Raw genomic sequence first — 19,500 nt, 5'->3', positions numbered from 1 at the left:
GAAGAGTGTAAAACAAAAAAATATAGGAGGAAATACAGATGGTACAAGAAACTTATTTGATTACCGGAGCAGGAACTGGTTTTGGAAAAGGCATTGCATTTGGTTTGGCAGAGCTCGGAAAGAAAGTAATTGCCGGTGTTGAAACGATGTCGGAAGTCTCAGCGTTGGAAAAAGAAGCAGATGAGAAAAAGCTAAAATTACAGATTGAAAAGCTGGATGTCACTAGTCCTGAGGATCGAGAACGTGCTTGGTCATGGGACATAGATGTTCTTTTGAATAACGCGGGTATTTCTGAAGGTGGATCATTAGTAGATATTCCTGAAAAACAGTTGCGTAACCAATTTGAAGTAAATGTGTTTGGACCAATGTTATTAACTCAACAAATTGCTAAATCTATGGTAAAAAAACAAAGAGGAAAAATTGTTTTCATGTCTTCAGTTTCTGGATTAATGGCAGATCCATTATCTGGACCTTATGGTGGATCAAAATTTGCTTTGGAAGCTTTTGCTGAATCGCTCAGCAAAGAATTGCAGGAATTTAATGTAGAAGTAGCCACGATTAATCCGGGGCCTTTTTTAACAGGTTTCAATGACCGGGAATTTGAAGCTTGGAAAAGATGGCAGGATAATCCAGCAGAGAGAATTTTTGATTATGAAAAATTAGCGTTTCCTTATGAACAATTTGATCCTGAGCCAGTTATCAAAGCATCTATAAAAGTATTGACAGGAGATGAGAATAATTATCGGAATGTCATCCCGAAAGCAATGGTATCAATGATTAAAAAGAGACAAAAAGAATTATGGGATAGAAAAACAGACGAGTCATTGGGAGAACGTCATGAGCTTGTACAAAAATCTTTCGACATTGAACCAGGAACCACAGCTGTTGAAGGAATAGTGAATAAAGTGAAAGACATTTTGTAAAAGTAGTTGAAAAACGAACTGAAAGCAACGATTTTCGGTTCGTTTTTTAATTACTTTTATTGAGGGTTTGCCAAAGGTTTAGCTTTTCAGTATAATGAAAAATGTTGACTCGCTTGAGGGGTCGTATGTAATGGTAGAAAGAGGTAATTTGTATATGAAAAAGAGAATTGACTTAACAGGAAGACAATTCGGTGATTTAACAGTTATTGGAAAAGCTGAATCAAAGGAAAAAGGTCGCTTTTGGACTTGTGAATGTGTTTGTGGAAATACAATCGTGGTAAAACAAGCAGACTTGAAAAATCAAAAAGTAACAAGTTGCGGTCATGAAGCAACAGCTATTACTGAAAAGAAAGAACCAGCTAAAAAGATGCAAGTCAAAAAAGCTCCAGCAAAAAAAGCAGCCAACGGAACTGGTCACGTAGGCGTAAGCAAAGTAGAGCTAAAAAGTGGTACAAGATATAAAGCAAATATCAGTGTGGATGGCAAGACAAAACATCTTGGAACTTTCGATACATTAGAAGAAGCAGTGGATGCTCGTCAAGAAGCAGAAGAAATGTATCGTAAAAAATAGAAACAACTCAAGGCTAAAACGATAAAAAGTTTTAGTCTTTTTTCCTCTTAATTTATTCCTGATAATACCGATTGATAAAGTAAGGCTTTTCAGATATCAGATGGGAAGAATGAGGAGGAAGAAACACATGGGCGAAAAAGTAAAAAAGAAAAAACATCTTCAAAAAAGCATGAGTGGAAAGATTTTATTATATTTATTCTGGGTAATAGTTTTGCCTGCCTTGATGGTTTATTTTACTGAAAAATATGTTAACCAAGAATTAGGAAATACCAATCAAATTATTTTGGGGACAGTATTAATTATTGTTCTTGGAATGATTATCAGTTTCTTTATTTATCAAAAAGTGAATAAGTTTATTCAAACAATTGTAAATATGTTTCTTGGTAGTTTTTTACGTGTTCGTGAAGGAGATTTGACTACTCAATACAGCATGAGCGAATTTGTGAAATTAACTTCAAAAGTAGAATCCTCTAAATTCTATACTGATGCAAATGAATTTGAAAATATTACTAGTGCATTCTCGGATATGATAATTAGTTTTAAAAACACGGTAGGTCGTATTCAAGATCAAGCAAATAAAGCGTCTTTGATGGCAACAGAATTATCAGAAATATCAAAGCAAACAAGTAAATCAACAGAAGATGTATCAAATACGATTGTCTCGATCGCAGAGGAAACATATATTCAAACGATTGAAACCAAACAAATGGCCGAAGACATAAAAATTCTATCGAATTATTTTAACCAAATTGATGAATTGCTTCATAGAATTGGTAGTTATATGGAGGAAACAAACGAAGCCAATTCAGTGAACCAAAAACAGATGGCTGATATTGACATGAATGGACAAAAATCAAATGAGACACTAAAAGTGCTTATGGATAGCATCTTTGAAGTGAATGAGTATGTTCAAAAAGTCCAAGTGATGACCCACGTTATCAGTGATATTTCAGATCAAACGAACCTACTTGCGTTAAATGCGTCAATTGAAGCGGCTCATGCAGGAGAACAAGGGAAAGGATTTGCGGTTGTCGCAGAAGAAGTACGGAAATTGGCAGAACAAAGTACAACGGCATCCGGAGACATTAATGAGATTATTAGTATTGTTCAACAAAAATCAAAAGAAATGGTTGAACACGTACGAGAGACATCTGAAAATGGTGCAGTTCAATCACAGGCGATAAAAGCAACTTTGGATTCCTCCAAAACAGTTTCTGATCAAGTGGTCCTGGTGACAAACGAAATGAAGGACGCCATTGAGCTGACCAATGAGATGCAAGGTAAGAAAAACTTCTTGTTGCAAAGTACCAAAGAGATTCTGCTGGTTGCAGAAAATAATGCCGCAAGTATTGAAGAAGTATCTGCTAATGCAGAAGAAATCATGGCTACTATGGAAGAATTTTCTTCTAATGTTAGTGAACTGGAAGAAATTTCATATGATTTAAAAGAGAGAACGGACATCTTTATTACTCAAGATAATGAAGAAGCCAGCTTGAAAGTAATTGAAAAAATTAAGAAGGCTTCGAGCGAAATCGTGGAAGAAGTACAATACTCACATCCTTAAGCTATTTAATAGAACAGTGAAAAACTTGGACTCAATAAGTTTTTCACTGTTTTTATTATAGAGAAGAATACTATAAGTTTTACTTTCTATGTCTAGCTGCCAAGTTGTGGCCTAACGAAAGAAGATGACGGAAGCATTCTACTAATACTAAAAACATAAAGTTTTTTATTTATTTCGAGACAATTCTCTTTTTTGATATTCTTTTGGGGAGATTCCAGTGCTTCTTTTAAACTGGCGAGAGAAATGACTAGCACTGGAAAAACCGCAGGCGAGCGCTACCTCTTGGATAATAGCTGCTTGGTTGGATAGTAAATGCTTGGCTTTATTGATCCGGGCTTTCAGTAAATCAGCCTTAGGTGAAATAGAAAAAAAGCTCTCATAATAATTATAAAACTGACTTTTCTCCAAATGTACTTGCTGACATAACTCGCTAATTTTCCAATCCTTTTCACATTCCGTTAATAAAGTAAGACGTAGTTTCCGGAAAGAAAGTTGTAAGGCACTGAGTTCATCTGAAGATTCTTGAAATTCTAATTGACGAGTGGTTTCGATTAAAAGTTGTTGCAATAAAGTATCCAGCATATTGACTTTGAACTTAGATGAGGAAATAAATTCCGCTTGGATTTTACTAAATAGTTCATCAACTTCTTCTAAATGATGCGGATAAAATATCTGATTTTGTGGCAAATCGTACTTCTCTAAATTTTCAACAGTTTTAAAATGAACATAGCTATTTTGAAACTCTTGCAGTGCTTCATAGTCTTGAGGGTATTCTGGCGTAAAAAGGAGACATGCGCCGGGTTGAGAAAAGACTATTTCATCATTAAGAACAAATCGCATGGGAGTGTAAAATCTCAAAAATAAATACATACCTAAGCCATTTGGACGATAAATACGCTCTTGATTGCGATTATGGCAAGCATATTCGCAGTAATCTAACTCAAACATAGTAAACCTCCCATTTTTTGAAAGCCCGTTATTTTTGTTCGGTACTTTTCTTGAGTATAAAGTTACCGGAAGAAATGTCAAGAACTTCGGAAGAAATAGTATTCTTTTCTAAGTACAATTCAGTTATGATAGCGATAACAAATGAAAAGGTGGGAACAAAATGGCTTACCTATTTGTCCATTTTAAAGAAAAGAAAACTCCTGATGGAGAACAGGTTTATTTTGGTATCAGCCGCGAGGGATTTGAATGGGAGTTAGTCAATGAAGGCAATCCTATTCTTTGGAGTTATTTTGGTGATAAAGGAGTTCGCGACCATACAATTATCCGAACTGAAGCCAATGATTTCGTCATTATGTCCACAGACTTGAGTTTATCCTACGGCATGTTAAATCAGTACCAGGACTCTTGGGAAAAGATTGGAAGAGAGGGCAGTAAATCACTCATGTTATGGCGCTCGAAGGATTTGATTAACTGGGAGAAGCAAGAGACGATTCAATTAGGAGATGAAAATTTTGGCTGTCTCTGGGCACCGGATATTATTTATGATCGCCAGAATCAAGATTATGTTGTCCATTGGTCTTCTGCACATGCTCGGAATAATTATGGGCAGAAAGCAATCTACTACTCTCGTACGAAAGATTTTAAAGATTTTTCGATGCCGGAAATTTTGTATCAAAAACCAGATAGCGGTGTAATTGATTCAGCCATTTATGAAGAAGACGGGCAATATTACTTGTTTGTAAAAAGCGAGGCGCATCCTGAAAAAATCATTTTATTGCGTTCAGAACAAGTAACTGGTCCCTATGAAAGAGTAGTGAATTTTGATAAGAGCATGGCAGATTTGGAAGCAGGCGTTTATGAAGCGCCAACTGCAGTGAAAACCGCTGATGGTAGTTGGTGTTTATTTTTAGATTTTTACGGAACGACTACGGAAAAACAAGGATATATACCTTTTGTAGCCGATGCTTTGGTCAATGGAAATTTTGTGCGAAGTGATGAAAAATTCTCTTTTCCGTATGGCTACAAGCATGGAACTATTTTGAGCATCACAGAAGAAGAATATGGACGATTGAAAAACTATAAAAAACCAATTTCTGAATTTTAGGAGGAAGAATAATTATGAAAAAAGCTGCTTTACATGTAAGTAAGTATTTTAAAGTTGGAGAAGTCGATGATCGCCTTTATGGTTCTTTCATTGAACACCTTGGTCGCGCCGTTTATGAAGGCATCTATCAACCAGAAAGTCCTTTTGCAGATGAACAAGGGATGAGAAAAGATGTGCTGAAATTAGTACAGCAGTTAAATGTGCCCATCGTTCGTTATCCTGGTGGGAATTTTGTTTCCGGTTACCGCTGGGAAGATAGCGTAGGACCGAAAGCAAATCGTCCGAAAAAGATTGATTTGGCTTGGTCAGTTGTAGAAACCAATCAATTCGGTTTAAATGAATTTATGGACTGGAGTAAGAAAGCTGAGACAGAATGTATGATGGCGGTGAATCTTGGCACGAGAGGTATTGAAGATGCAAAAAACATTTTAGAATATTGCAATATCAAAGGTGGGAGCTATTACAGCGATTTAAGACGCGAACATGGTTGGGAAGCGCCACATGATATCAAATTATGGTGCTTGGGCAATGAGATGGATGGTCCTTGGCAAGAAGGGCACAAAACTGCTTATGAATATGGTCGTATAGCAGCGGAAGCTGGCCGTGCCATGAAGATGCTAGATCCAACGATTGAAACGGTCGCTTGTGGGAGTTCTTCTTTAACAATGCCAACTTTTGGTACATGGGAAGACACTGTGTTGATGGAATGCTACGATCAAGTAGATTATTTGTCATTGCATCAATACTACAACAATCATGCCGATAATTCAGAGGAATTTTTAGCCAATACAGTGGCAATGGATCAATTTATTACCCAAGTAATTTCGATTTGTGATTCTGTCAAAGCGAAAAAACGTGGTAAGAAAGATATCCAGCTTTCCTTTGATGAATGGAATGTTTGGTACCATTCAAATGAACAAGATAAACAAATTGAACGATGGACGCAACATCCACATCAATTAGAAGATGTTTATAATTTTGAAGATGCTTTGCTTGTAGCTGGAATGATGATTACCATGCTACGCCATGCAGATCGTGTGAAAGTGGCTTGTCTAGCTCAGCTAGTCAACGTTATTGCGCCAATCATGACATCAGATACAGGTGCTTGGAAGCAAACTATTTACTATCCATTTGAATTGATTAGTAATTTGGGAAGAGGTACCGTGCTTCATACAGAAATCGACGTACCATTTTATGAAAGTCAGCATGGGGACACACCTTATATTGATTCAGTTGTAGTAATGAATGAAGAAAAAGAAACTGTAACTGTATTTGCCATGAATAAATGTCTAACAGAAGAAATTGATTTATCTGCGGATTTGCGTCAATTTGAAGGTTATCGTGTAGACCAGCATATTGTTTTGACTCACACAGACTTAAAAGCAGAAAATACGGAAGATCAACCCAATAATGTTGTTCCACGCAACAATGGCAATGCAAAATTAGATAGCGGACGTTTAAATGCAGTTTTACCAAACCAAAGCTTCAATGTTATTACACTGAAAAAAGGATAACTTTAAGAAGAGACTGGATTTTGTTATTCTAAGCAAAAATCCAGTCTTTTTTGTAGCTAGTATAAGTTATTTTCCTATAATATTGATGCCTAGTAGTTTAAGTCTATCTCTCATTTCATCTACTGAATAGTCATATTGTTTTCACTAGACGAAATTAGTCTCTATTCTCATCCAGTGGGAGCATGAAAGTTTACCACTGAATAAAAATTAGGAAAGGAATATCATAAGAAAAAACTCGAATCAGTGATTCATGTTCTTTTTACTCATCTAAAAGGACAATATTTTAATTCTAGGAGAGAATTCATTTGAAACCTATTGATACAAGTTTGATTAAAATTACCGATCCTTATGTAAAGCGTGCACAAAATAATGTAGTGGAATATTTGTTAAAATTAGATGCAAACCGTTTCTTATTCGAAGTTTACAAAGTAGCGGGTTTAAAACCTTTGACTGAGAAGGGTTATGATGGCTGGGAACGCAGCGATGCCATTAATTTTCGCGGGCACTTTTTTGGACACTTTTTATCCGCATGTGCACTAGCATATCACGCAGAAAAAAAACAAAATCAAAAAGAAAAATTATTAAAACAAATGCAAAATGCAGTTGCTGGCTTGGATGCAGCACAGACTTATTATGGAGAGGAATATCCAGAAAGCAGGGGTTATATTTCTGCTTTCCGAGAAGCTGCTCTAGATGAAGTAGAAGGCAAAGAAATTCCAGCTAGTGAAAAAGAAAATGTGTTAGTACCATGGTATAATTTGCACAAAATTTTAGCTGGACTTTTAGACATTCACAAAGCTTTGTTAGAAACTGATTCAGGGACAAGTCAGAAAGCTTTGAAAATCGCGGATGAATTTGGTGACTATATTTATAAGCGTATGATTCAATTAGCTGATAAGAATCGCATGTTACAAATTGAATATGGCGGAATGAATGATGCGTTGTATGATTTATTCGAAATCACTCATAAAAAAGAGCACATGATAGCAGCAACTTATTTTGATGAGGATGATCTGTTTGAACAGCTGGTTGCAGGAAATGATGTGTTGGCAGGCAAGCATGCAAATACGATGATTCCCAAATTTATTGGCGCTTTGAAACGGTATACAGTCTTAAAGAATCAGCCAGAATATCTATCAGATGAAGAAAAGGAACGTTTACCTCTTTATTTAGAAGCAGCAGAAAATTTTTGGGACATTACGATCAGCGGACATACATATTGCACAGGAGGAAATAGCCAGAGCGAGCATTTCCATGAGGCAAATGAGCTATACCATGATGCTGAAATCCGTAATGGGGATTGTACTTGTGAGACTTGTAATACGCATAATATGCTGAAGCTGACTCGTAATTTGTACTTGTTGACGGGTGAAGAAAAATACTTAGATTACTATGAAAAAACATATATCAATGCGATTCTGGCTTCACAACATCCTGAAACAGGTATGATGATGTACTTTCAGCCAATGGGAGCAGGATATAATAAAGTATACAACCGCCCTTATGATGAGTTTTGGTGTTGTACAGGAACCGGAATTGAAAGTTTTTCGAAGTTAGCAGACACCTATTATTTTGAGAAAGAAGAGCGAATTTTCGTGAACCTTTATTTCTCAAATAGATTGAAACTAACAAAAAATAATTTAGTAATTGACCAGGAAACAGATCGTGCACATACTCATACGACGCTTCGTGTACAAGCCTTGCAACCGGGAATCACGACTCATCCTTTACAACTTGCGTTGCGAATCCCAAGCTGGGTACAAACAGCAGAGATTAAAATCGATGGCCAGTTGATAGATACAAAGATAGAAAGTGGTTTTGCTTACTTATCCATGCCGCTGAGTGAAAATATGAGAATAGATTTATACTTACAAGCGACACCAAAGCTGGTATCGGCACCAGATAATCCGAACTATGTGGCCTTCACCCATGGGCCGTACGTTTTGGCGGGCGGGCTAGGATCGGAAGGTATTGAAGAAGATAATCCAAATGGTATTTTGGTACGTGTTGGAACTAAAAATCGATTATTAGCAGATACTTTGACAATCAACAATCCGGATTGGCGAGAAGACTTTATCGATCATCTTGAATTGCAAACACTTCCAAATAAACTACTAGCTTTCAAAGTAAAGGAAATCGAAGAAGAGATTATCCTTACCCCATATTACGAAATGCATGATGAACGTTACGGGATTTACTTCAAACTACTAGAGAAAGATTCTCAAGAAGCACAAGACACAATCAAGGAGAAAAAAGAATTATTGCGCCAGCAGTCATTAGTCTATGAAGAACTACATAACTTTGATGAGAATAACAGCGAGTACGCGAAAAAACTGCAGTATGAAAGAAGCCATGTGGGTAATTTTTCTGGGCAACGGTACCGCCAAGCTGAAAAAGAAGGTTGGTTTAGCTATGAATTTAAAATCACGCCAGAAAAAGAAAACATTTATTTAGATTTGAAATTCCATTCAGAAGATGTTGGCAAACAATTGTTATTACAGATTAACGAACAGAAACAATATACGATCACAGTCGACACCTTTGCGGAAGAAGGCTTTATTACAAAACGCATTGACTTAGACAAAGCTGACTTTAAAAAAAGATTTATTAAGTTGACTTTCAAAGGACAAGAAGAGAGTCCGCGTTTATTTGGCATCAAGTTTTTAAAAGATATTGATTTTAGTTCTCAAGCTGAATTAAAAAATATTGAAGTGCTGAATGGAGCATATCAGCAAACAAGTGATCCTGAAGGGGAATATATAATTACAACAGATCGAGATTATGCTGAAGTAAAATTTGAAACAGCCGATGAAAACGGATTAGTTTATTTAAATGACACTTTGATCGATGACACACAAAGCCGTAAGCTGGATAAAACGAAAAGGTACAAGCTAACTGTTTACGCATCAAACCATATCTCGAAGAAGGAGTATTTCTTACTAGTAAAATAAACACAGCCTCTATTTTTTCTGATGTCTTATTTTTGTATAAAGTTACTATGCATTAAAAATGCTAATAGAAGTTTCACGGGACTATCTTTTTAAAAAAGTAGCTTTATTGGCGTTTAGATTGGTATAACTTTATAATTTGTGTAGGAGACAACGTTTTCCTAACAAAGTAGAACAGGAGGAAAGTTTATGGATACAAGTAGAAAATCTTTATGGATGAAAATTACAGTTACAATTTCTTATCTTGCGATGATAGCTGTAAATGCTTTGGCAAACATACTACCCATCAATGGAATTCAAACGGGAGAAGTTTCCGACACCTATAAAAATCTTTTTGCGCCAACTGGTCTCACTTTTTCCATTTGGGGTGTCATTTACTTATTGTTACTAGGTTTTGTCCTTTATCAGTGGGGGCTGTTTCAAAAGAGAGAAGAGAGTATTAGATTAATGGAAGAACTCCTTCAGTTTGTAAGGATCCCATTTATCATTTCTTCCATTGCCAATGCAGTATGGTTATTTACTTGGCATTATGACTTGATAGGTCTTTCAACTGTTTTTATGCTGATTATTTTAGTGAGTTTAATCGTGGTCTCAAGAAAATTAACTTCGAAAGAATTGACTGTAAGAGATTGGATTTTCTTGAAACTTCCTTTTAGTATTTATTTTGGCTGGATAACGATTGCGACAATCGCTAATATTACTACTATGTTGGTATCGTGGAATTGGAATGGATTTGGACTTTCTGAAGACATCTGGACGGTAATGATTTTGCTTGTAGGAGTTGCAATCGGAATGATTACCATGTTTCGAAATAAAGATCTTGCATATGGAGCGGTCATTCTCTGGGGATATATAGGGATTTTGATAAAGCACCAAGCTTCTAGCGGTTGGAACGGACAATATGGCAATGTTATCGTAACCTTATATATAAGTATTGCCTTAACAATAGTAGCTGCCCTTTTTCTTATTTATAAGAGACGGTTCGAACGATTCAAATGAAATTCAGAAATAGAAAAAGACTAAAAAGTTGCTCAAACAACTTTTTAGTCTTTTTTTTAATTTCTGTATTCAAGTATATCACCGGGTTGGCATTCTAGAGCTTTACAAATAGCATCTAAAGTTGCCAAGCGGATTGCTTTTGCTTTACCGTTTTTTAATATGGAGAGATTAGCCATTGTGATTCCAACTTTTTCGGAAAGTTCCGTTACGCTCATTTTTCTTTTTGCGAGCATAACATCAATATTTATTATAATTGCCATTCGATCCCTCCTAAACTGTTAGATCATTCTCGGTTTTTATTTCTAAAGCATCTTGTAGTAATCTTTCTAAAACAGCTGCAAAAACACCGAGGACCAAGGAAGCGAAAATCAGGATTAATCCGATTAGAATAACTCCGGGGGCATCATCTGTTTCCCCGATAAGATAGAAAAAAGGCATCATTAGTAGATATAACACGCTGAAAATAAACGCTGAGTATTTAATTTTATTCAATGTCTGAACAGACAATTTGGAAAAGGCATGATTTTTATCGATGTAGCTTAATAATTTAAAGGTTTGATAAAGAGCGAAAAAGAAAGGGATCATAGAGATATACATGCCTAAAAATAAGGGTACATGGGCATATCCCCATATATGATTTTGCTTTGTTATAAATTCCCCTACAAAAGGTAAGCCAATCAAACCTAAGGTGATAACAACGAAACCCATGAGAAAAATGACTGTTTTTAAGAAGAGAGTAGAGCTTTTCTTTATTAACATACATAACACCTCGTTAATCTAATATAGATGGGGTGAGTTCCCAGCTTGAGTGAGAACAAAAGCTTTGATGATAATCAATCAATCGTCCTTCGTAAATCAATTCAAAAGGTAAGCCGCTTAAAATATCAGTTGGAGTAACCAAAGAAAGAGCTTTTTTGGGATAGAAAATCCCAGCATTTTTCATTATTGTAGCAACAAATTGGGAACAAAAATAATAATTTGATCGACTCCATTCTATTTCAAGGAAAGCAGTAATCAGGCCTAAAAAATTATAGTGAAAAAGATGTTCATCTCTTTCCATAGATTCAATAAAAATTTCCAATTCTCTTTTTTCTTTTTGCGAGACGGTCAAAGAATAAATGGCACAATGTGAGTGAAGAAAGAAAGGAGACAAAGTATCCTCTTTAACAAAACCTCCAATAAATGGATTATTAATTTTTTTTCTGCCAAAGCTATAGGTATTCTCTAAGTCCGAATCAAGAGCTAATGAACAATGATTGTACTTCTTTTTTGTGAATAATTTAATGGTTTGTGTTAGCAAACTTCCTGTATCAGTAAGTAACAAAAATACTTGAGCGTCGTCCATAAGATACCTCTAGTTCATTTATTTTCAAAATACTATTTTTAAACTGATTAAATAGTACCACCTAATTTATCGATTTACAATAAAAAGTTATTGTTTTATATAAAAATAGACGTAAAAAAACAGCATTTCTGCAAAGGAATACTGTTTATAACTATTGAGTACGATTTCTTGAATTTCTGTCACGCCATTTCTAATAGTTTCTAATTAATTTTTTTTACTGTGTCTCTTTCTATCAGCTTTGTACCTAGGATAATTCTTTTTTCAATCGAATTGTCTGCTTCAATTCTTTCTTTAAGTGTATTAATGCCAACTTCTCCCATTTCTTCCGTGAAAACTTTAACGGTCGTTAAAGCAGGTGTTAAAAATTGAGAAACTGATAAATCATTGATACTAATCAGACTGATATCGTCTGGTACAGTTATATTATTCTCGCGAAGCGCATTTAAACAACCCAAAGCCATCGCGTCATTTACTACAAAAAACGCGCTAGGTAAATTGTTTTGTAAAGTATCAAGAGCTTTTTTCATCAACTTGTAACCAACTTGAATATTGGGTTCTGAAGTATTTTCAAAAAAGAATAGAGACTCGTCGAATAAATCACGTGAGCTTAAATAATCAATAAAAGTATAGATAGAAGGAGACTTATACGCACGGTAACCATGCAAGTTTTTTTCATCTTCGGCGCCAATGAAACCTATTTTCTTATGTCCTTGTTTAATAAGATAGGAGAGGGCAATTTCTGAAGCTTGAGAAAAATCGCCGTTAATTGTATCGAAGCCATTTAAAGGATAGTTGGTTCCGATAAAAACAACATTTTTATTTAGTTTAGCTATTTCGTCTACAGCATTTTGATCAAATTTTCCGATTGCTAAGATTCCTTCGATATCATCTGGTAAGCCATTTTCCTCAGTTGTCATTTTTAGCAAATTAAAACCCAATTCTGCTGCTCTTCTTTCTACTCCTATTCGAATAGACATATAATAAATATCTTCTATTTCTTCTTTTAAATCCAACCATTGAATAATAGCGATATTTGTCAAATGTTCATCTCGTTTTTGTTTTTTATTAATATGTTTTGTATAGTTCAACTTTTCTGCTGTTTCGAATACTTTCTGTTTTGTTGCATGTGTAACAGATAATGTTGGATCATAATTTAAAACACGTGAAACAGTAGTAATTGATAAGTTTGTTTTTTTTGCGATATCTTTAATAGTGGCCATTCTAGCACTTCCTCTTTCGTATCCTTCTGCATCTATTTTAGTGAAAAAACTAGTAAAAATCAAATTATTTTACTGAAAGTGTTGCAATTCCTTTAAATATGTTATAAAATAACTCTAAAGAAAGCGGCTTCAAATACAGATAAAGCTTTTATCTAGATTTGAGCTAGTAAAAAAATAATTATTTCACTAAAAAAAGCAAGGTGGTTAATTATGTCTTCTTTATCAATATTACCTGATATTCCTTTTGAGAAAAAGGGAGATTTTAAAAAAGCATTTTTAGAAATTATGAATCCTATTTTACCACTGTATCAAAAAAGTAGAAAAGGCCGTTTAAATCTGGGAGGAAGCGGATCAGTTTATTCTGAAGATGTTCGTCAGATAGAAGCATTTTTGCGGCCGTTATGGGCTCTAGGTCCTTATTTAGTCGAGGACGGGCATGATGAACTGGAGTATGAGTATTTAGAAGGAATTAAGGCTGGAACAAATCCGTCAAGTCCAGAATATTGGGGACAAACGCATGATTATGACCAGCGTCTAGTAGAAATGGCTTCTCTGGCCAATACGCTATTATTAGCAAAAGAAAAAACGTGGGATCGATTCAGCCAGGAAGAGCAAGATCATTTATTTAATTGGTTAATTCAAATTAATCACCACGAAATTCCTTTGAGCAACTGGCTGTTTTTCAGGGTTTTAGTAAATATTGCCATGAAGAACTGTGGAAGAGAATGGGACGAAGAACGCGTAAGCAAGGATTTAGACATTATCGACGGTTGCTACATCGGTAACGGTTGGTACTACGATGAAAATCCTTCACAGATGGACTATTATATTTCGTTTGCTATTCATTATTATAGTTTGATTTATTATAAGTTTATGAAAAAAGACGATCCTTTACGATCATCGGTTATGAAAGAACGAGCGATTACCTTCGCACAAACATTTAAATATTGGTTTGATGAAAAGGGAGAGGCAGTTCCTTTTGGAAGAAGTTTATCTTATCGTTTCTCCCAATGTGCTTTTTGGACAGCTTTGGTATTTGCGGATGTTGAAGCTTTACCGTGGGGCGAAATAAAAGGTATTATCAGTCGGAATATGCAACAGTGGATGAAAAAAGATATTTTTAGCCGAGATGGAATTCTTACCATCGGTTACCATTATCCAAACCTAGTGATGGCAGAAGGATATAATGCTCCGGGTTCACCATACTGGTCATTGAAATCATTTTTATTATTAGCTGTACCTGATAAACATCCGTTTTGGGAGTCGGAAAGTTTGCCGATCAATTTTAAAGAAAAACAAAAGGCTATTCCAGAAGCAAGAATGTTGATTTCTCAGAGTGAGGACCAGTTGCAAGCGTATGTAGCGGGACAATTGGAACAAAAGCAAGCTCATATAGATGCGAAATATAGTAAGTTCGTCTATTCCACAACTTTTGGGGTAAGCGTGTCAAAAGGCTCGATTTATTATAAACAAGGTGGCTTTGACAATTGTTTAGCCTTGTCAGAAGAAGATACTTATTATCGAAGCAAATTGATTACCGATGAATATGAAATCCATGATGACTATGTAGTAAGTGTTTGGCATCCTTGGAAAAATGTTCGTATTAAAACAACCATTATTCCTATTGTGGATTGGCACATTCGGATTCACGATATTCAAAACGAAAGAAAACTACATGCTGTTGAAGGTGGTTTTTCCGTGCCGATTGAGGATAATGATCGAATTACTGAGTCTGTCAGTGGCGTTCAATATCAATCTCGAGTTGGAACATCCAGTATGTTTTCGATAGAAGGTTATTCAAAGGCGGTAATTCAAACGCCGGAACCAAACACAAATCTTTACTTTAACCGGAATACCTATCCTAGTTTAGAGGTTGAATTAGAAGTAGGCAATCATCGACTTATTAGTTTAGTAGGCGGAACTGTCTTGGATGGTTCTACTGAAATCCCACAAATAGAACTGAATGGGGATTCGTTAGAGCTTCGTTATCAAGGGATGGACAAAACATTTCTTTTGGATAAGAGTGAATGATGATGAAGAATATTAACACAATGAATCTAATAGAAGAAATAAAAAAAGATACGGAAGAAATTATTGAAAAAAATCAAGTTGCTCCCATTACGGTGGAAGGTTACCAAGCCTATATAGAAAATGGTAATCGTTTGCAATTTGAACGGCAGTACTTTGAAAGAAGAAGACAACTCGTCACGCTTGGTTTGGCGCTATTACTTGATGATAACAATCTTTCAAATATTAGAATGCTGGAAAAGATTATGTGGGAAGTTTGTAATGAGTATACTTGGGCATTGCCGGCCCATTTAGATTATGGCGGTGAAGCAGCTTATGATCGAGATAGTCCCTATATGGTTGACCTTTTTTCGGCTGAGACAGCTCAAACGTTATCAGAATTGGTTGAGATCCATGGGAATTCATTTTCTCAAATAGTAAAGAGCAGAGTGGAAAGTGAAATTGAAAGACGCGTTTTAAAACCCTTTGAACGAAAAGAGTGGGAATGGGAACACTTGGAAAATAATTGGAGTGCAGTGATAGCGAGTTGTATTGGAATGACAGCTTTGTCGATGTTGAAGAGTCAGCAAGAAAGACAAGAAAAAATAATCAAACGATTATCTATCTCTTTTGACAGCTATTTTAGGAGTTTTGAAAATGACGGGGTTTGTGAAGAAGGGATTGGTTACTGGATATATGGATTTGGTTACTACTGCTACTTTGCTGAAAAATACCAGCAGAACTATCAAAGTGATCAATTTTTATCAGAACCATTATTAAAGAAAATAGCAGCTTTTCCTTTTTATACTCAAATCGGAAACCGTTCATTTGTTCCTTTTTCTGACGCAGAAAATCCGGAGTTGCCTAGCGGACTAATCAGTTTTTGTCATCGCTATTTTCAAGTTCCTGTTCCTTTTCTAGACCAAGCAACTTCACTTCACTTTGATCATTGTTACCGATGGGCCCACTTGTCTCGGAATCTCCTTTGGACAGGTACAGTAGAAAACGAACAAGCTGAAGGAGTTCATTATTTTTCTGATGCAGAATGGCTTGTAGCAAATTTCAAAGAAGAAAAAGTAGTCTTTGCTGCCAAAGGAGGCAGCAATAACGAGAGTCATAACCATAATGATGTAGGACATTTTATCTTTGGAAGTCAAGAAGAATTGCTTTTAACGGACTTGGGTGCAGGGGAATATACAAGAGGATACTTTTTGGAAGAGACAAGGTACAGTATCTTAAATAATCGTTCATTAGGTCATTCTGTTCCTATTATTAACGGCTGCGAACAAATCGCAGGGGATCACCAAGCTGAAAAGGTTGAGTTTACAGAATCAGCAGATGGTTTTCGATTTTCAATGAACTTAGAAGGCGTTTATGGAAAAGAATCACAGATTACTGATTATCATCGAAAATGGCAGTGGGTAAAGGATGAAAAGATGCTTTTTTTGCAGGACGAGATTCATTTTAATCGAAATATGAATAATAAAGTATTGCAAAATTTCATCAGCCATTATCAACCACTTATTCAAGAAAATAAGATTAGTTGGAAGGGAGAGAAGTGTCAAGTAGATTTGTTTTTTTCAGATAAGTTAGATGAAGCTCGGACCATTCGAGAAGAGTATCGAACGCATCAAGGGGATATTCGAGAAGTTTATCGGTTAGTTTTATCTGCAAAAAAGCTAACAAATAATTACAAAAGAAAGTATAAATTACAAGTAAAAGAAAATTAAAGGTGGATGACGATATGGCTAAAGATTTATCAAGTTTGAAGGAGGAAGTGGAATTTGTATTAGCGGATGAAATTGATTTTGTATTATCAAAAATCCGAGAAAATATTCCAACATTTTATGACAAAGTCCCATGGGCAGCTTCTAAGAATTATGTATATGAAGCAAAGCCGAATGATTACTGGACTTCTAGCTTTTGGGTAGGCATGCTATTTCTTGCAAAAGAGATAACAGAAAGTACAGAGTTTGATGCAGTTATTGATACACAAGTGAAAAGCTTCCGAGAACGTTTGGATAAGAACGTTGAATTGGAAACACATGACATTGGATTTTTATACTCACTTTCAGCAGTGGCTGATTATAAAGTGAATGGGAATGAAACTTCTAAGCAAATGGCAATTGATGCAGCAGATCGTTTGATGACTCGCTACAGTGAAAAGGCGGGAATTATTCAAGCTTGGGGCAATTTAGATGATATTCATGAGAACGGTAGAATGATTATTGATTGCTTAATGAACTTATCATTGCTTTACTTTGCGTCGGAAATGACAGGAGATGATCGGTACAGAATAGCTGCAACACGACATGCAAAACAAACCCAGAAATATATTGTACGTGATAATTTTACTACCTATCACACATATTTCTTCGATCGCCAGACAGGAGAAGCAGTAAGAGGGGAAACGGCTCAAGGTTTCGCTCATGATTCCTGTTGGGCAAGAGGACAGGCTTGGGGAATCTATGGTTTTACATTAAGTTATCTTCATACAGGGGACTATTCGTTCTTGGAAACAGCTGAGAAAATTGCCGATTATTTTCTTTCCCGCTTGCCAGAAGATGAGGTTGTCTATTGGGATTTAGTATTTGGTGATGGTAGTGATCAGGAAAGAGATAGTTCAGCGGCTGCTATTGCGGCATGTGGATTGTTAGAATTAGCAAAACAATTGCCTCTTTCGCATCCAAAGAGAAAGTACTACGAGGAAAAAGCAGTGGCAATTGTTCAATCGCTTAGCAGCTTATACACTACTAAGGAGTCACCAAATGCGAACGGGCTGTTAAAGCATGGGGTATATGATAAAAATAGTAATAAAGGCGTAGATGAAAGTATGATTTGGGGAGATTACTATTACTTTGAAAGTTTAGTACGCTTAGCAAAAAGCTGGTATCAATATTGGTAATAAAAAATAAAAAAAATAGATAATTATCAGGAGGAAAACAAAATGAATAAGTTTACAAAACGTTTTTCACGCTCCGCATCTCTTTTAGCATTAAGTGCTCTTGTTTTAGCTGCATGTGGAGGGAATGCTGACAATGACGCAGATACAAGTGGCAATAACACAGATTCTGGTACCACAGAAGAACAAACCGACGGACAGACAACTTTGACTTGGTCGGTTTGGGATAAAGATGCAACTGTATACTATGAACCTTTAATTGAAGCTTTTGAAGCTGATAATCCAGATATTAATGTAGAACTGTTGGATCTTGGTTCAACTGATTATATGACTGTATTAGGAACTCAATTATCTGGAGGAGATACTTCTATTGATGTGGTAACCGTTAAAGATATTCCTGGTTATGCATCTTTAGTTAACAAAAATCAATTAGAACCATTGAGTGAATTAGCTAGTGATATTAACCTAGACCAATATAGTGGTACAGTAGAACAGATTACTGTAGATGATGAATATTATGCATTACCTTTCCGTAGTGATTTTTATGTTATGTACTACAACAAAGATTTATTTGATGCAGCGAATGTAGATTATCCACAAAATAATCTGACATTTGATGAATATGACACATTAATTCGCGAAGTTTCTGAGAAAGCAACTGAAGCAAATGGATCTAAAGTATATGGTGGACATTACCATACATGGAGAAGCCAAGTTCAAATGTATGGATTATTAGATGGTGAGAACACACTCGTTTCAACTGATTATTCTTTCTTGGAACCAATTTATGAAACGGTATTAGCGCAACAAGAAGACCAGATTGTTCAAGACTATGCAACTTTAAAAACGTCTAGTCTGCACTATTCAGCAGCTTTCTATCAAAACAATGTAGCAAGTCTATTAATGGGAACTTGGTTTATTCCAACATTAGCTACTGCAATTGAAAGCGGCGAAAGTGAAGATTTCAATTGGGGAATGGTGACAATGCCTTTAACTGAAGGAGCAGAGGAAGGAACAGCCTCAGGTACGATTACAACACTCGGTATTAGTGCTAATTCAGAAAATAAAGAAGCTTCATGGAAATTTGTAGAGTTCGTGACGAGCGAAGAAGGTTCACAAATTATTGCTGATACAGGAACAATGCCTGCTATCCAATCAGAAGAAGTAATTAATACGATTGCTGCATCTCCTGGTTTCCCGGATGATGAACAAAGTAAAGAAGCACTTTCAGTGAAAACAACTTATCTAGAATTACCATTAGATGAACATTCCGCTGAAGTTGAAACAATTCTAAATGATGCACATGACAATATCATGACTAATAATGCTGAAGCTTCTGAAGAATTAGAAAAAGCTGCAGGGCAAGTAGAAGCATTACAGTAATAGAGTTACAGTAATAGAGTTACAGAGAGGGCAGGCATCTGCTTGTCCTCCTTTTTTTAAAGGTGGAAGGA

General features: G+C 35.7%; 16 protein-coding genes. 11 read left to right on the top strand and 5 right to left on the bottom strand.

The features are described from left to right. Positions 1 to 38: 38 nt before the first annotated feature. The 3 genes from EJN90_RS01935 to EJN90_RS01925 all read left to right on the top strand — a co-directional run bounded on the left by EJN90_RS01935 (position 39) and on the right by EJN90_RS01925 (position 3,058). The gene (locus tag EJN90_RS01935; RefSeq protein ID WP_126108622.1) at positions 39 to 923 is read left to right on the top strand and encodes an SDR family oxidoreductase; all 885 of its coding nucleotides are present in this window, start codon (positions 39 to 41) and stop codon (positions 921 to 923) included. A gap of 154 nt (positions 924 to 1,077) precedes the next feature. After that, positions 1,078 to 1,494 (top strand): hypothetical protein, encoded by a 417-nt coding sequence (locus EJN90_RS01930; RefSeq protein WP_126108621.1) that lies wholly within the window; start codon positions 1,078 to 1,080, stop codon positions 1,492 to 1,494. Between the two features lie 127 nt (positions 1,495 to 1,621). Further along, positions 1,622 to 3,058, top strand: coding sequence for a methyl-accepting chemotaxis protein (locus tag EJN90_RS01925; RefSeq protein ID WP_164543971.1), 1,437 nt, complete (start codon positions 1,622 to 1,624; stop codon positions 3,056 to 3,058). Between the two features lie 165 nt (positions 3,059 to 3,223). Here the strand turns inward: EJN90_RS01925 and EJN90_RS01920 are convergent, their stop codons facing one another. Continuing rightward, positions 3,224 to 4,006, bottom strand: coding sequence for a helix-turn-helix domain-containing protein (locus EJN90_RS01920; RefSeq protein WP_126108619.1), 783 nt, complete (start codon positions 4,004 to 4,006; stop codon positions 3,224 to 3,226). A 160-nt stretch (positions 4,007 to 4,166) separates the two neighbouring features. On the opposite strand from EJN90_RS01920, the gene EJN90_RS01915 reads away from it, so the two are divergent. The 4 genes from EJN90_RS01915 to EJN90_RS01900 all read left to right on the top strand — a co-directional run bounded on the left by EJN90_RS01915 (position 4,167) and on the right by EJN90_RS01900 (position 10,572). Further along, complete coding sequence (locus EJN90_RS01915) at positions 4,167 to 5,111, top strand: glycoside hydrolase family 43 protein (RefSeq protein WP_126108618.1); 945 nt, start codon at positions 4,167 to 4,169, stop codon at positions 5,109 to 5,111. A 14-nt stretch (positions 5,112 to 5,125) separates the two neighbouring features. Then, positions 5,126 to 6,625 (top strand): arabinosylfuranosidase ArfA, encoded by a 1,500-nt coding sequence (arfA, locus tag EJN90_RS01910; protein ID WP_126108617.1) that lies wholly within the window; start codon positions 5,126 to 5,128, stop codon positions 6,623 to 6,625. A 305-nt stretch (positions 6,626 to 6,930) separates the two neighbouring features. After that, positions 6,931 to 9,576 carry a glycoside hydrolase family 127 protein gene (locus tag EJN90_RS01905; RefSeq protein ID WP_126108616.1) on the top strand — a complete coding sequence of 882 codons (2,646 nt, stop codon included), beginning with the start codon at positions 6,931 to 6,933 and terminating at the stop codon, positions 9,574 to 9,576. A gap of 186 nt (positions 9,577 to 9,762) precedes the next feature. Further along, positions 9,763 to 10,572, top strand: a complete 810-nt coding sequence (locus tag EJN90_RS01900) for a tryptophan-rich sensory protein (RefSeq protein ID WP_126108615.1) — start codon at positions 9,763 to 9,765, stop codon at positions 10,570 to 10,572. A gap of 56 nt (positions 10,573 to 10,628) precedes the next feature. On the opposite strand, the gene EJN90_RS01895 is transcribed toward EJN90_RS01900, so the two are convergent. The 4 genes from EJN90_RS01895 to EJN90_RS01880 all read right to left on the bottom strand — a co-directional run bounded on the left by EJN90_RS01895 (position 10,629) and on the right by EJN90_RS01880 (position 13,137). After that, on the bottom strand, positions 10,629 to 10,832 hold the full coding sequence (locus EJN90_RS01895; protein ID WP_126108614.1) for a helix-turn-helix domain-containing protein: 204 nt from the start codon (positions 10,830 to 10,832) through the stop codon (positions 10,629 to 10,631). A 10-nt stretch (positions 10,833 to 10,842) separates the two neighbouring features. Further along, positions 10,843 to 11,331: a DUF2975 domain-containing protein gene (locus EJN90_RS01890; RefSeq protein WP_227872550.1), complete on the bottom strand. Its 489-nt coding sequence runs from the start codon at positions 11,329 to 11,331 to the stop codon at positions 10,843 to 10,845. A 13-nt stretch (positions 11,332 to 11,344) separates the two neighbouring features. Beyond that, on the bottom strand, positions 11,345 to 11,917 hold the full coding sequence (locus tag EJN90_RS01885) for a hypothetical protein (protein WP_126108613.1): 573 nt from the start codon (positions 11,915 to 11,917) through the stop codon (positions 11,345 to 11,347). 200 nt (positions 11,918 to 12,117) lie between these two features. Next, positions 12,118 to 13,137, bottom strand: coding sequence for a LacI family DNA-binding transcriptional regulator (locus EJN90_RS01880; RefSeq protein WP_126108612.1), 1,020 nt, complete (start codon positions 13,135 to 13,137; stop codon positions 12,118 to 12,120). Between the two features lie 210 nt (positions 13,138 to 13,347). Between EJN90_RS01880 and EJN90_RS01875 the strand changes: the two genes are divergently transcribed. Genes EJN90_RS01875 through EJN90_RS01860 form a run of 4 tightly spaced genes read left to right on the top strand, consistent with a single transcriptional unit; the run spans position 13,348 to position 19,429 of the window. Next, complete coding sequence (locus EJN90_RS01875; RefSeq protein WP_126108611.1) at positions 13,348 to 15,168, top strand: DUF2264 domain-containing protein; 1,821 nt, start codon at positions 13,348 to 13,350, stop codon at positions 15,166 to 15,168. A gap of 2 nt (positions 15,169 to 15,170) precedes the next feature. Further along, complete coding sequence (locus tag EJN90_RS01870; protein WP_164543970.1) at positions 15,171 to 16,874, top strand: heparinase II/III family protein; 1,704 nt, start codon at positions 15,171 to 15,173, stop codon at positions 16,872 to 16,874. A 14-nt stretch (positions 16,875 to 16,888) separates the two neighbouring features. Next, positions 16,889 to 18,049 (top strand): glycoside hydrolase family 88 protein, encoded by a 1,161-nt coding sequence (locus EJN90_RS01865; RefSeq protein WP_126108609.1) that lies wholly within the window; start codon positions 16,889 to 16,891, stop codon positions 18,047 to 18,049. Positions 18,050 to 18,091: 42 nt separating this feature from the next. Beyond that, positions 18,092 to 19,429 carry an ABC transporter substrate-binding protein gene (locus tag EJN90_RS01860; RefSeq protein WP_126108608.1) on the top strand — a complete coding sequence of 446 codons (1,338 nt, stop codon included), beginning with the start codon at positions 18,092 to 18,094 and terminating at the stop codon, positions 19,427 to 19,429. Positions 19,430 to 19,500: the final 71 nt, after the last annotated feature.

The sequence above is a fragment of the Jeotgalibaca ciconiae genome, assembly GCF_003955755.1.
Classification (GTDB): Bacteria; Bacillota; Bacilli; order Lactobacillales; family Aerococcaceae; genus Jeotgalibaca; species Jeotgalibaca ciconiae.
This window is presented reverse-complemented; position numbering and strand designations above follow the sequence as displayed.